This window comes from Pantoea sp. A4 (assembly GCF_000295955.2).
Taxonomy (GTDB): Bacteria; Pseudomonadota; Gammaproteobacteria; order Enterobacterales; family Enterobacteriaceae; genus Pantoea; species Pantoea multigeneris.
This window is the reverse complement of record NZ_ALXE01000068.1, coordinates 90,363-103,421: the sequence shown is the minus strand read 5'-3', so window position 1 is coordinate 103,421 and position 13,059 is coordinate 90,363. Positions and strand designations below refer to the sequence as shown.

Sequence of the window (13,059 nt, the reverse complement as noted above, 5' to 3'; positions counted from 1 at the left end):
TTTAAAGCGGTTTATTGGACAACAACCATTGCATCTGGGGTTTAACGCGGCTAAGAATGAAGCAAGGAAACGGCAACAGGAGCTTGCTATCAATGCTAAAAATTCTCGGACGCGCCTCCTCAATTAACGTGCGTAAAGTGCTCTGGCTCTGTGACGAACTGGAGCTGGATTTTGAACGTGAAGACTGGGGTGAAGGTTTTGCTTCGACCCATTCACCGGCTTTTCTTGCCCTGAACCCCAACGCCATGATCCCCGTGATTGAAGACGACGGCTTTGTGCTGTGGGAATCGAACACCATTCTGCGCTACCTCTGTAATCGCTATTACGGCAGCTGGCTCTATCCGTTGGCACCGCAGGAGCGGGCAGTGGTCGATCAGTGGATCGACTGGCAAGCCACCGAGCTCAATACCTCATGGCGCTATGCGTTTATGTCTCTGGTGCGTAATTCACCGGCACATCAGGATCCGCGTTTGCTGGCGGCGGCCTGCAAGGGCTGGTCGCACACCATGGGTATTCTTAACCAGCAGCTAACCAAATCCGGGCGCTACATTACCGGCCAGGAGTTCACGCTGGCGGATATCCCCATTGGTCTGGCGGTGAACCGCTGGTTTGAAACGCCGCTCGACCATCCTGATTATCCGGCGGTGCGTCGCTACTACGAGCTGCTCACCCATCGCGCGGGTTACACGCGCTGGGGCCGTAACGGTACACCTTAATCCTGGCCGGGCGGCAAACCACTCATTTCACAGGCCAGCGCGCCAGTGCGTTTAATCGCCCAGACATAGCGCTCATTAAAGGGATAGCAGCAAGAGAGCCTTAATGCATGATCAAAGCGATGGCTCAGCGAATAGAGCGCACCGGGCGTCAGGCAAATTTGCTCTTGTAGCAGCCGCTGAAAGAGCGCCACCGTATCGACATCACCCGGTAGCTCCACCCAAAACACAAAGCCACCGCGCGGCAGGGTAGCGCGGGTGCCTTGTGGAAAGTGACGCGCAATCAGCCCGCGCGCTTCATCCAGGTTTGCCGCATAGCGACGGCGCAGCTTACGTAGGTGGTGATCGTAGCCGCCACTGGCAAGGAACTGTGCCAGCGTCTCTGACAGCAGCATGGACTCTGCCATGGAAGAGACCGCCTTCAGCCGGGCAATCTCCTGATGAAAACGTCCTGCTGCGGTCCAGCCGATACGAAAATCGGGGGCGACGGTTTTGGTAAAACTGGTGCAGTAAATGACCCAACCCTCACGATCAAAGGCTTTGACCGCCGGAGAGAGCGGCCAGTCAAACTGCAATTCGTCATACAACCCGTCTTCGATTAATGGAACTTTGTAAGTGCTTACCAACTTGGCGAGGCGACGCTTATTCTCCAGTGGCATGCAGCAACCCAGCGGGTTCTGCGCGCTTGGCATCGCAATCAGTGCCTGAATACGATTTTCACGTAGCAGCAGTTCCAGTGCATCCAGCGCCAGCCCATCTTGTGGATCGGTAGGGATTTCCAACGCTTTCAGCCCCAGCGAGGCCAGTAGGGGGAACAAGAAGAAGTACGTGGGGGATTCCAGCCCAATACAGTCTCCGGGCTTAGCAACCGCCCGCAGTGCCAGCTGTAAGGCCTCCATACAGCCGTGGGTGAGGGTGATCTCATCGGTATTGAGCCGCATTCCGGCATGTAGCGCACGGCGTGCAATCTCCTCCCGTAAGTGCTCACTACCCGGCGGAAGCGCGTAGCGACCGATGATGCCAGGATTACGCCGTAGAAGAGCAGCGGAAATACGCCCCAGTTTGGCCGCCGGATAGAGATCGGCATCCTGTGGGCAAGCAAGGGAAATATTGGTGTAGTCGGGATGGTTTTGTGCGGCAAAGACCTGCTCAATCAGATCCAGTTTCTCGCTGGCCGGTGCCTTGATTTTCGTTTTGTGTTTACTGTTGCGCGTGACTTCAGGCAGAACGCCTCGGACGTAGTAGCCCGACTGAGGGCGTGACTCAATCAGCCCACGATCTTCCAGCATCTGCCAGGCGCTAATCACGGTGTTCACACTCACCTGGTGCGATTGCGCCACGCGCCGAATAGCCGGCAGGCGTTTACCGGGTTTAAGCGTGCCCTGATGGATGGCGGTAGCAAAATGCTCGGCCAACTGTTGGTATAACGGGTCACTGCTGAGGGCAACGGACACAATAGCCTCCGACTTGAATGGGTACAATTTAAAAACAGAGAAACTGTAACCATTACAATAGGAGAATTGTGTCTCTGTTACCATTGTCTTTTGCGCTTTAGCATGGCCTGAGTTGCTAAACAGGAGCCAGACCATGCTTGATCCCTCATTTTTCAGTTACGTCACCGTCATGTCGATCACCCCGGGGCCAAATAATTTGCTGCTGGCGACTTCCGGCGTGAACTTTGGTCTGCGTCGTACGCTACCCATGGTGTTTGGTATTTTGCTGGGCTGTGCGGTACAGACGGTGTTGGCCGGTGTGGCGCTGGAGGTATTACTGCACTGGATGTCCTCTATTCGCCTCCCCCTGACGCTGGCGGGATGTAGCTATCTTCTGTGGTTATCGTGGAAGTTATGGCGTGCGGGTGCGCCACAGGAAAATGCTGAAGCCCGTCCGATGACGTTGCTTGGTAGCGCTTGTTTTCAGGCCATCAACCCAAAAGCCTGGTTAATGGCGAGTAATGTCGCGCTGTTGTACAGCGCCAGCAGTGGGCTGCTCACGGTGATGATCGGGTTTATGTTGCTGAACCTGCCCTGCATCCTGGTATGGGCAGTAATGGGCGACCGCCTGCGAGTCCATCTGCAAAGTGCAGCAAAACGGCGGCTGTTTAATGGCGTCATGGCGTTGTCATTGGTGGCGACCACCGGTTGGATGCTGAGTGATGCGCTTGCCCTGCTCTGACGGACATAAAAAAGCCCGGCACAGGCCGGGCTGATTAGGTGCCGTCAGGGTTTTACTTTCCCACAACGTGCGCCGTTTCGCGTGCTTCATCGTTAGCGGCGGTTGGCGTGACCGGAGCATAGGTCAACTGCAATACGCGGCTGGTATCCGCCAGCACTTTCTCCGTCAGCGCGACATCACCATTCAGCTTACGACCCCATGAAGGGATCACCGCGCGAATACGTGTCTGCCACTCGGGTGACTTCATCTGCTCAGGGCACATCTTCTGCAGCAGCTCTAACATAATTGGTGCGGCGGTTGAGGCACCCGGCGAAGCGCCCAGCAGTGCGGAAATTGAACCGTCATTAGAGGTCACAACTTCGGTTCCGAGGCGCAGTACGCCACCCTGTTTGCCATCTTTCTTGATGATCTGCACACGCTGGCCTGCCGTCACCAGACGCCAGTCTTCTGCTTTCGCTTGTGGGACATACGCGCGCAGGGCTTCCAGGCGGTCGTTATCGTTTTGCAGAACCTGTTCAACCAGATATTTCACCAAATCGAAATTCTTCAGACCGACCTGCACCATTGGGAACAGGTTGCCGCCGTTCAGCGAGCTGAACATATCCAGCAGTGAGCCTTGTTTCAGGAATTTGGTTGAGAAGGTCGCAAACGGGCCAAACAGCAGCACTTGCTTGCCATCCAGCACGCGCGTATCGACGTGTGGGACTGACATCGGCGGCGCACCCACGCTGGCTTTGCCGTAGACCTTCGCCATATGTTGCTGCACCACTTCCGGGTTTTCCGTTACCAGGAATGAACCACCCACTGGGAAACCCGCGTAACCCTGCACTTCAGGAATGCCTGATTTCTGCAGCAGAGGCAGCGCGGCACCGCCAGCACCGATAAACAGTTTATGGGCGATCAGTGTGCGCGAGCTATTGGTGGTCAGATTGTGCAACTTCACCTGCCAGCGGCCATCGTTCAGGCGTGTAATATCACGCACTTCCTGACGGAGTTGCAGGCGGAAATTCTCTTTTTTCTCTAATGAAGCGATCAGCTGGCGTGTCACTTCACCAAAGTTCACATCGGTGCCCATCTCGGTCCAGGTGGCAGCCACTTTCTGGCCAGGCTCACGACCATTCATCACCAGCGGGATCCAGTCACGGATTTTGTCCGCATCATCCGAGAAGTGCATACCACGGAACAGGGTGCTTTTTTGCAACGCATCAAAACGTTTGCGTAGGAACGAAACGTTATCATCACCCCAGACGAAGCTCATATGCGGCGTACTGTTGATAAAGCTGCGCGGCGTATGCAAATTGCCTTTCTGAACATGGTAAGCCCAGAACTGGCGTGAGATCTGGAAAGACTCGTTGATCGCAACAGCTTTGCTGATATCAATCGTGCCATCCGCGTTCTGCGGCGTATAGTTCAGCTCAGCCAGTGCGGCGTGACCGGTCCCGGCATTATTCCAGCCGTTAGAGGACTCTTCAGCAATGATGTCCAACCGCTCGACCATTTCAATGGTCCAGTCGGGTTCCAGGTCCTGTAACCAGGTCCCCAGGGTGGCACTCATTACGCCTGCGCCGATCAACAACACATCGACTTCTTTTCTTTCCTGAACGCGGCCCGCAGCCACACTCATTGCCAGCGGCAGATTTACAGCAGTATTGCTCATGAGGCGAGATCTCCTCTCCTGTTGACCTGATACTCAACAGAATCGCAGGCGAAATAGTCACGCTTCTGCAGGGCGTGTGAAGCTATTTCTCAAAGGTTAAGACTCAGGTTCTGTTAAGGGGTGATAACGTAACTGCACGTTATGCTATAGCTATCGAATATAACATTCTCGCATTGGATTTAAACGTTTGTTTATTTTTTAAAGGCGGAAATGATTCAGCATAAGAATTAATCATCCCGCCCTCTCTGTCATAAGGGAATTTTTAGCGCTAACTCAGGAGGTTATGACGTAAAAATGTTGCATAAATGCGTCATAGCAGAGGGAAGAGGCGGACAACAGAAAAAATCGCAGTCTGTTTAACTGGCTGAAAATGTTAACTATTTGTTGCGTGGTGAAATCGTGCGCTTTCACAGAAACGGGGCTTTTTCAGGCTCTGTGTAAAAATAATGTTACATTTTTGCGGCAAAAATCTTCGTCTCATGCAGCGCCGGGCCATAAGGACTGGCTTATGGCATCGGCAACCGATCATTCAACGCGCAGAGCTTCGCCGCCAGAGGAAGCGAATGACGAAAAACTCCACCGTGCCCATCAAGAGAAACCACACGCAATAGATAATGGTGTAGAGCTGGTTGAGATCCTGGAGGTGCAAAGTTGATTGGATCTGCTTTGCCATCTGCAGACCAAACGATGGCGCAGGCAAAAGCAGCGCGGAGAGAAAGCCCAGTAGCAGAATACCACCAGGAATAATGAGGGTTTCTAACGGATTTTTCATACTTATCTTCCCAAATCACCAGGCGGGTATTGTCCGGTAATCCTCCGATTGCTTCAATCCCGCGTTTAACCTGGCCTGAAAAATGCTTATACAGCACTAACTTAGCCACTAAATTTAGCCATGCGTAAAAGTTATAGCCTTTGCTATATTTAAACCCCTGATTTTGCTGTCTTTTTTTATGCGGTTTCACATGGTAGACTGCGCGCACTTTTTGTTAATCATAAAAATATGCGAATCACGCAGGCTGTGACGCGTGTGAACGCTATTGGATGCATATGACTTTTATCGCCACCCTGATTCTGGCCTTCGGCATGTCGATGGATGCTTTTGCTGCAGCACTGGGTAAAGGCGCTGCATTACATCGCCCGGGTCTGAAAGAAGCCCTCCGCACCGGATTGATCTTCGGTGTGATTGAAATGCTCACGCCATTGATTGGCTGGGGCATTGGCCTGATGGCGAGTCGCTACATCATGGCCTGGGATCACTGGGTGGCTTTTGTTCTGCTGACGATACTGGGCGGCAGAATGATTATGGAAGGCATGCGCCAGACGGCAGGAGAACCCTGTGAAGCGCCGCAGAGCCACGGCTTCATGGTGCTGGCATTGACAGCCGTAGCGACCAGCCTGGATGCACTGGCGGTCGGCGTAGGCCTGGCGTTCCTGCAGGTGAATATTGTCACTACGGCTTTGATGATTGGCATGGCCACCACCGTCATGGCGACCACCGGCGTGCTGGTTGGACGCTTTATCGGCCCGGTACTGGGTAAGTGGGCTGAAGTGCTGGGCGGTGTGGTATTGATCGCGATTGGTTTTACTATCCTGTCTGAACATCTCGGCATCTTCGCCTAATCCCCCTCTTTATCGCGTTCCCACAAAGGGGGCGCGATAATCTGCTGTATATCCCCGTGACAGGCTGCCTCTACAGGTGGCTTAACAACAAAAAGTGCTTTGAAACGAAAAAAGATGCTTTGATGCCGATTTTTTGCGCCAGTTTTGTTACCCTGCGCGCGATTTTTGAAATCCATAACGAGGCAGTAATGCAGCTTTGCAGTTTTTATCATTTAGACCAGGCAACGAAGAGTTTTGGTATCGTAGTAAAAGAGGGGATTGTGGACCTTGGCGCGCGCTTCGGTAGCGACTGTCCCGACCTGAAAACCCTGCTTGCACGTAATGGCTTAGGCGACCTCGCCGAGCTGGCAAAACAACCCGCTGATTACCCCCTTTCCGCAGTGCGTCTCCTGCCGGTGATTGAAAACCCAGGTAAGGTGTTCTGTGTCGGCATGAATTACGCCGATAAGCGCAAAGAGTTTGCGGAAACCCAGGATGCACCCACGCTGTTCATTCGCTTTGCCGATTCTCTGGCAGGCCACGAAGCTAAGTTGTTAAAACCGGAAGTCACGCAAGAGTTCGATTTTGAAGGCGAGTTAGCCGTCATCATCGGTAAACCCGCACACGCAGTGAAAGCAGAAGATGCGCTGGACGTGGTTGCCGGTTACAGCTGCTTTATGGATGCTACCGTACGTGACATGCAGTTCACCTGGTTTACAGCCGGGAAAAACTGGCCGCAAACCGGTGGTTTCGGTCCCTGGATGACCACGGCGGATGCGATTGGCGATCCGCAGCAGTTAGCAATTAAAACCTTCCTGAATGGTCGCGAAGTGCAGAACGACACGACCGGCAGTATGGTGCACAAAGTTGCCAACATCATTGAGTATATCTCAGCGTTCAGCCCCCTCTCACCGGGCGACGTGATCATCACCGGTTCACCGGGTGGCGTAGGTAAAAAACGTACCCCGCCACTGTTTATGTTCTCGGGTGATGTGATCGAAGTTGAGATTGAAAAAATCGGGCGCTTGCGTAATACCATTGCCTGAAATCAACCCTGTAATTCGCCATGAATTACAGGGTTTTTTATATAATTAGCTTTTCTATTTACTTAAACACGTTAATTTAATTAGTTGGATCATCGTCAGGTTTTTATTTATTTAGCGTTGTTTGTCTATCGCTTTTTTTGTGATCTGCGATAACTTAAAGAGATATTTTTGTCGACATAAATCCCGTGCTGATTATTATTTTCAGCTGTTGTTTTTTAGCACATCAAGGGATTTCATGAGCAAAGTTGATAATAAAATAATCCATGAACTTATCACACTGGTAGGCGGGAAAGAGAACGTAGCTTCACTCTCTCACTGCATTACGCGGCTGCGGTTCGTGTTGCACCGGCCAGAACAAGCCAATCCAGAGGCTATCCGCCAGTTAGCGGGCATCAAAGGCTGTTTTGCTAACGCTGGGCAGTTCCAGGTGATCATCGGGGTTGATGTCGATAATTACTATCATGCGTTAATTAAACAGCTAAATATATCCCATCAGGAATCTGGAGATATTAAATCAGCAGCGAGAAGTAACATGAAGCCGCATGAGGCTTTGTTGTCGCACTTCGCTGAAATATTTTTCCCACTGTTACCGGCGTTAATAAGTGGCGGCTTGATTCTTGGCATTCGTAATGTATTGGGGGATGTGGTCTTTAGTGACGGAAAAACCCTGATACAATCCTGGCCCGGTATTCAAGGGCTGTATGATTTCTTGTGGCTAGTCGGCGAAGCCATCTTCTTCTATTTACCCGTGGGTATTTGCTGGTCTGTCGCACGCAAAATGGGGACTTCGCCCATTCTGGGTATCGTGCTGGGCATCACGCTGGTCTCACCTCAACTCATGAATGCCTACCTGTTAGGCAGTGAAGCACCTGCCGTATGGGATTTCGGGCTGTTCCAGATTGAACGGGTAGGTTACCAGGCGCAAGTGATTCCGGCACTGTTTGCTGGGCTGGCGCTGGCCTTCATCGAACGCAGGCTCAGGCAGTGGGTGCCAGCCTCATTGACGCTGGTGGTGGTGCCTGTCACGTCACTCTTGATCGCGGTGTTTTTAGCCCACAGCCTGATTGGCCCCGCCGGACGCGCGGTGGGTGAAGGGTTGGCGTTTGTTATCCGCCAGACGATGACCGGCAGTTTTGCTCCGGTGGGAACGGCGCTGTTTGGTTTCTTTTATGCGCCAATGGTGATTACCGGCGTTCATCAGACCACGCTGGCGATTGATATGCAGATGATTCAGTCCATCGGAGGCACACCCGTGTGGCCTGTCATTGCGCTCTCCAATATCGCTCAGGGCGCGGCTGTGGTAGGTATCATCATCGCCAACCCCGATCGCCGTGAACGTGAACTCACGGTGCCAGCAGCCATCTCCGCGTGGCTGGGCGTGACGGAACCGGCCATGTACGGTGTGAACCTGAAATATCGCTATCCGATGCTGTGTGCGATGATCGGCGCTGCCCTGGCCGGTTTCATCTGTGGCCTGAATCAGGTCTTAGCGAACGGGATCGGCGTGGGCGGTATCCCAGGGATTCTCTCAATTCAGCCCACTTTCTGGTCAGTATTTGCCGTTGCCATGCTGGTGGCGATTCTGGTGCCGATGTTGCTGACCATCACTCTGTTCCGCCGCAATCTCAAAGCAGCCGCAGTACCAGCCCAGCAGGAGCCAGCATAATGCAGGAAAGTCATGCGCTCGCGGCATTGCCCTGGTGGCGTACGGCCACCGTTTATCAAATCTATCCCAGGAGTTTTCAGGACAGTACCGGCAGTGGCATTGGCGATCTCGCAGGGATCACGCAACGGCTGGATTATCTCAGCGCGCTGGGCGTGGACGCACTGTGGATCACCCCCTTTTTTGCCTCGCCGCAGGTCGATAATGGTTATGACGTGGCGGACTATTACGCGATAGATCCGATGTTTGGCACGCTCGAAGTGTTTGAGCAGCTGGTCACACAGGCCCATCAACGTGGCTTGCGCATTGTTCTTGATATGGTGTTTAACCACACCTCCACCCAGCACGAGTGGTTCCAGCGTGCCGAGAATGGCGAGTTTCCGTGGGTCGATTTTTATATCTGGCGTGAAGGCTCACCCGATGCGCCACCCAATAACTGGCAGTCTAAGTTTGGCGGGAGTGCCTGGGCGTGGAGCGAAAAGCGCCAGAGTTACTATCTGCACCTGTTCGCGCCGGAGCAGGCCGATCTCAACTGGGAAAATCCGCTGGTGCGTGCGGCACTGAAATCGGTATGCCACTACTGGGCCGATAAAGGGGTCGATGGCCTGCGCCTGGATGTGATTAACCTGGTGTCGAAGCAGCAAGATTTTCACGATGACATTGAGGGCGGTGATGGGCGCAGTTTTTACACTGATGGGCCACGTATCCATGAGTTTTTGCAGGAGTTTAACCGTGAGGTCTTTACGCCACGGGGCTTGATGACGGTAGGAGAGATGTCCTCAACTTCGCTGGAGCGCTGCCAGCGCTATGCTGCACATACTGCACAAGAGCTGTCGATGGCGTTTAACTTCCATCATCTCAAAGTGGACTATCCGGCGGGTAATAAGTGGGCGCTGGCTGCACCCGATTATATTGCCCTCAAACAACTGTTTGCCCAGTGGCAGCAGGGCATGTGCGGCATTGCCTGGAGTGCGCTGTTCTGGTGTAACCACGACCAGCCGCGCATCGTGTCACGCTTTGGGGATGATGGCGAACACCGCAGCACGGCAGCAAAATGCTGGGCCATGTTACTGCATGGTATGCAGGGAACACCGTTTATCTATCAGGGTGAAGAGATTGGGATGACCAATCCGCACTACAGCCGGATTGATCAGTACCAGGATGTGGAGAGCCGCAACATCCATGCTGCATGGCTGGCAGCCGGGCAGGCGGAAAGTGAGATTCTGGCGATACTGGCCTGTAAATCGCGTGATAACAGCCGCACGCCGATGCAGTGGGAAAGCAGTGAGCAAGCGGGATTCACCACAGGCGTTCCCTGGTTACCGCTGGCGGATAACGTACAGCAGGTCAATGTGCAGGCGGCACTGGCGGATGATGAGTCGGTGTATTACACCTATCAGCGGCTGATTGCGCTGCGTAAGCGTTACGCCATTCTGACGCTGGGAAACTATCAGGATCTCCAGCCGCAACATGCTGCGGTCTGGTGTTACCAGCGCCGCTGGCAGGGGCAAACGCTGTTGGTGGTCGGCAATATGACGGCAGAAACTCAGTGTTTTCAGGTTCCCGTCGAAGCCGCCGAGTGGCAGGTGTTGCTCAGCAATTATCCGGTGCCCCCTAAGCCTGAGGCTATCCGACGACTACGACCTTTTGAAACCAGCTATTACTATTTGCCTGCTAAACAGTAATTAATCCTGCTAGCCGAGCAGGTTATGCAGGCCATTTGGTCGGCTAACCTGTTCTTTTTTAAACAAACCAAAACAACGAAGGCGTGCATTAATACCTTTTCTGTATCACAAAACTGGAAATTCAGAAACCGTCATGGGGGTGGAACAATAGTCTTTCTGAAAAAAAAGGAGAAACTATGCGTACCCGAAATTTATCCCAGAATCTTAGTGTCAGTGCCATCGGCTATGGCGCCATGGGCTTGAGCGAATTTTATGGCGACACAGATGACGCTGCATCCTTGCAGCTCTTACATAAGCTGGTGGATTTAGATATTAACTTTATTGATACCGCCGACCAGTATGGCCGGGGACACAATGAGCGTCTTATTGGTCACTTTCTTGCACGCCTTGATAAGGCAACGCGAGATCAGTTTAAAATTGCGACCAAGTGTGGAGTATTCCGTTCACCTGATGACGCTTACGCGCGAACCATCATTAATCAACCCGATTATATTACCCGCTGCTGTAATGAATCACTTAAACGCCTCGGCGTAGAATGCATTGACCTGTTCTACCTTCACCGGATTAACCAGGAGACACCCATTGAAGAGAGCATGGCGTGTCTGAAGCAACTGGTTCAGCAGGGTAAAATTAAACATATTGGTTTGTGTGAAGTCTCGGCTGCAACACTTCGTCGTGCGTATGCGGTGCATCCCGTCACTGCACTTCAAACAGAGTATTCACTCTGGACACGTGACATTGAAGAAGACATTCTGCCCACGGTAAAAGAACTGGATATTGGACTGGTGCCATACTCGCCATTAGGTCGGGGATTTTTGACCGGTAAGTACCTTAAAAACAGTGATTTTGTCGATGGGGATTTCCGCAAGCACAACGACCGCTTCGTACAGTCCAACCTCGATCATAACGCTCAACTGCTGGAGGTTATTCGCCCTCTGGCGGAGAAATATCACTGCACCCCAGGACAGATAGCCATCGCCTGGCTGCTGGCTCAGTATGAGAAGTTAGTGCCAATTCCCGGTACCAAACATACAGATTATCTGGTCGAAAATGCGCAAGCGGCAGAGATTACCCTTGAAGATAAAGATATTGCGCTGCTGAATGGCATCCATCATCGCGTTGAAATTAAAGGCGGGCGCTACTCTGCGGAAGGAATGAAAGGCGTTAATGCCTGACGGATAAGCCAGACAGCAAAAATCCGTAATCTCTTAAAGATTACGGATTTTTTTATCCATTGATCAGTGCCTTGGTGCAAGCACCGTGTTTTCTTGGCGCTTAACTTTGGCAGGAATGGCCGCGACCAGCAGCACAGATAGCGCAATCGCCGTACCCGCAACGCTATATAGCATCGGAAGAGAATAGGCGGAAACTATCCATGCGCCCACCGATGCTCCAACACCAATTGCCGTATTGAAAAATGAAACGTAAACCGCTGAGGCAGGAAAAGCTTTATCCTCCGCCATACGTAATACCCAGGTCTGGAAGCCCACGAAGATTCCTGATATTGCCACACCCCAGATGATGATGGAGGCAAAGACTGCGGTGCCTGAGAGGGTAGAACCCGATAATCCAGTAAACAGCAGCACTGCACCAATTAGCAAGACTGAAATGGATACGGTGGGTTTGAGATATTTGTCGATCACCAGACCAGTAAGGAAGTTGCCAGCCAGTCCAGCAATACCGTAAACAAACAGCACCATCGGGATGATTGATTTACTTAAGGCCGCTTGTGTATTCAACCACGGCTCAATGTAGGTGAAGGCGGCAAAGTGCGCTGTTACGGCCAACAGCGTGGCAGAGTAAATTTTCCACAATGTAGAGGATTTAAATACGCTTTTCAGTGCAGCAAATCCAATCGAACTTTTGCTGTTAATTTGCGGAATCAGTACCGTGATACCTGTAAAAGCGATGACGCTAAATACTGCCATCGACCAGAATGCTTGTCTCCAGCCAAAGTGAATGCCAATAAAGTTTGAAATGGGGACACCGAATACGCTGGCAGCGGAAACGCCACCAAACACGATAGAGGTTGCAGCACCCACATATTTAGCAGGCACCATAGCAACCGCAGCCGCACCAATCATCGCCCAGAATGCGCCATGCGCTAACGCACCAATAATTCGCGCTGCAAGTAGCATTGAGTAAGTATTCACCGTGGCGGCGAGGACGTTAGAGAGAAATAGCACGACGGTTAACGTTAGCAAAAGGCGTTTTTTAGCGACATTGCCCAGAAATACCGAGGCAAAAAGCGCGCTTAGCGCGCCAACCCAGGCGTAAAGTGAAACGGTCATGCCTACTGCTGATTCGGAAGCGTTTAAACCTTCAGCGATCGGTGTTAATAAACCAACGGGCGCGAGTTCGGTCGTCACTATGGTAAAGGTGGAAAGTGCCAGGATAAATAGCGCAAGCCACGATCGTAATGTCATCGTTTGCGGAGTATTTTCAATAGTCATGTTTTACCTCGAAGTTATTTTAACAACGGTGATGGTTTTTAATATTTATGCAGAGATGAATGAGTTTT

Annotated in this window: 11 protein-coding genes; 7 read left to right on the top strand and 4 right to left on the bottom strand. The window is 52.1% G+C overall.

Annotated features, from left to right (window positions below):
• Positions 1-92 precede the first annotated feature (92 nt).
• Complete coding sequence (locus B880_RS0123485; protein WP_017349907.1) at positions 93-716, top strand: glutathione S-transferase family protein; 624 nt, start codon at positions 93-95, stop codon at positions 714-716.
• On the opposite strand, the gene B880_RS0123480 is transcribed toward B880_RS0123485, so the two are convergent.
• Positions 713-2,167, bottom strand: a complete 1,455-nt coding sequence (locus B880_RS0123480) for an aminotransferase-like domain-containing protein (protein WP_026042871.1) — start codon at positions 2,165-2,167, stop codon at positions 713-715. The two genes, B880_RS0123485 and B880_RS0123480, sit on opposite strands and share 4 nt — an antisense overlap.
• 133 nt (positions 2,168-2,300) lie before the next feature.
• Here B880_RS0123480 and B880_RS0123475 point away from each other — a divergent pair, with 133 nt between their 5' ends.
• Complete coding sequence (locus tag B880_RS0123475) at positions 2,301-2,888, top strand: LysE family translocator (RefSeq protein ID WP_017349905.1); 588 nt, start codon at positions 2,301-2,303, stop codon at positions 2,886-2,888.
• Between the two features lie 52 nt (positions 2,889-2,940).
• On the opposite strand, the gene mqo is transcribed toward B880_RS0123475, so the two are convergent.
• Positions 2,941-4,545 carry a malate dehydrogenase (quinone) gene (gene mqo, locus B880_RS0123470; RefSeq protein ID WP_017349904.1) on the bottom strand — a complete coding sequence of 535 codons (1,605 nt, stop codon included), beginning with the start codon at positions 4,543-4,545 and terminating at the stop codon, positions 2,941-2,943.
• A gap of 529 nt (positions 4,546-5,074) precedes the next feature.
• Positions 5,075-5,317 (bottom strand): DUF1158 domain-containing protein, encoded by a 243-nt coding sequence (locus B880_RS0123465; RefSeq protein ID WP_017349903.1) that lies wholly within the window; start codon positions 5,315-5,317, stop codon positions 5,075-5,077.
• Between the two features lie 275 nt (positions 5,318-5,592).
• On the opposite strand from B880_RS0123465, the gene mntP reads away from it, so the two are divergent.
• The 5 genes from mntP (at position 5,593) to B880_RS0123440 (ending at position 11,713) form a co-directional block, all read left to right on the top strand.
• Positions 5,593-6,165, top strand: a complete 573-nt coding sequence (mntP, locus tag B880_RS0123460) for a manganese efflux pump MntP (RefSeq protein ID WP_017349902.1) — start codon at positions 5,593-5,595, stop codon at positions 6,163-6,165.
• 188 nt (positions 6,166-6,353) lie between these two features.
• A complete protein-coding gene (locus B880_RS0123455) occupies positions 6,354-7,190 on the top strand; it encodes a fumarylacetoacetate hydrolase family protein (protein ID WP_026042870.1) in 837 nt (278 codons plus the stop codon).
• Positions 7,191-7,425: 235 nt separating this feature from the next.
• On the top strand, positions 7,426-8,856 hold the full coding sequence (treB, locus tag B880_RS0123450; RefSeq protein WP_017349900.1) for a PTS trehalose transporter subunit IIBC: 1,431 nt from the start codon (positions 7,426-7,428) through the stop codon (positions 8,854-8,856).
• Entirely contained in the window at positions 8,856-10,538 is a 1,683-nt protein-coding gene (gene treC / locus B880_RS0123445) for an alpha,alpha-phosphotrehalase (protein WP_017349899.1), read from the top strand. Before treB ends, treC begins: the two co-directional genes overlap by 1 nt.
• Positions 10,539-10,714: 176 nt before the next feature.
• Positions 10,715-11,713 (top strand): aldo/keto reductase, encoded by a 999-nt coding sequence (locus tag B880_RS0123440; RefSeq protein WP_017349898.1) that lies wholly within the window; start codon positions 10,715-10,717, stop codon positions 11,711-11,713.
• Between the two features lie 63 nt (positions 11,714-11,776).
• Here B880_RS0123440 and B880_RS0123435 read toward each other — a convergent pair whose 3' ends face one another.
• On the bottom strand, positions 11,777-12,991 hold the full coding sequence (locus B880_RS0123435; protein ID WP_026042869.1) for an MFS transporter: 1,215 nt from the start codon (positions 12,989-12,991) through the stop codon (positions 11,777-11,779).
• Positions 12,992-13,059 lie beyond the last annotated feature (68 nt).

What these genes read in the sequence shown, in the direction of transcription:
- B880_RS0123485 (WP_017349907.1), top strand. Translation starts at nt 93, where the DNA reads ATGCTAAAAATTCTCGGACGCGCCTCCTCAATTAACGTGCGTAAAGTG.
- B880_RS0123475 (WP_017349905.1), top strand. Translation starts at nt 2,301, where the DNA reads ATGCTTGATCCCTCATTTTTCAGTTACGTCACCGTCATGTCGATCACC.
- mqo (WP_017349904.1), bottom strand. Translation starts at nt 4,545, where the DNA reads ATGAGCAATACTGCTGTAAATCTGCCGCTGGCAATGAGTGTGGCTGCG.
- B880_RS0123465 (WP_017349903.1), bottom strand. Translation starts at nt 5,317, where the DNA reads ATGAAAAATCCGTTAGAAACCCTCATTATTCCTGGTGGTATTCTGCTA.
- mntP (WP_017349902.1), top strand. Translation starts at nt 5,593, where the DNA reads ATGACTTTTATCGCCACCCTGATTCTGGCCTTCGGCATGTCGATGGAT.
- B880_RS0123455 (WP_026042870.1), top strand. Translation starts at nt 6,354, where the DNA reads ATGCAGCTTTGCAGTTTTTATCATTTAGACCAGGCAACGAAGAGTTTT.
- treB (WP_017349900.1), top strand. Translation starts at nt 7,426, where the DNA reads ATGAGCAAAGTTGATAATAAAATAATCCATGAACTTATCACACTGGTA.
- treC (WP_017349899.1), top strand. Translation starts at nt 8,856, where the DNA reads ATGCAGGAAAGTCATGCGCTCGCGGCATTGCCCTGGTGGCGTACGGCC.
- B880_RS0123440 (WP_017349898.1), top strand. Translation starts at nt 10,715, where the DNA reads ATGCGTACCCGAAATTTATCCCAGAATCTTAGTGTCAGTGCCATCGGC.
- B880_RS0123435 (WP_026042869.1), bottom strand. Translation starts at nt 12,991, where the DNA reads ATGACTATTGAAAATACTCCGCAAACGATGACATTACGATCGTGGCTT.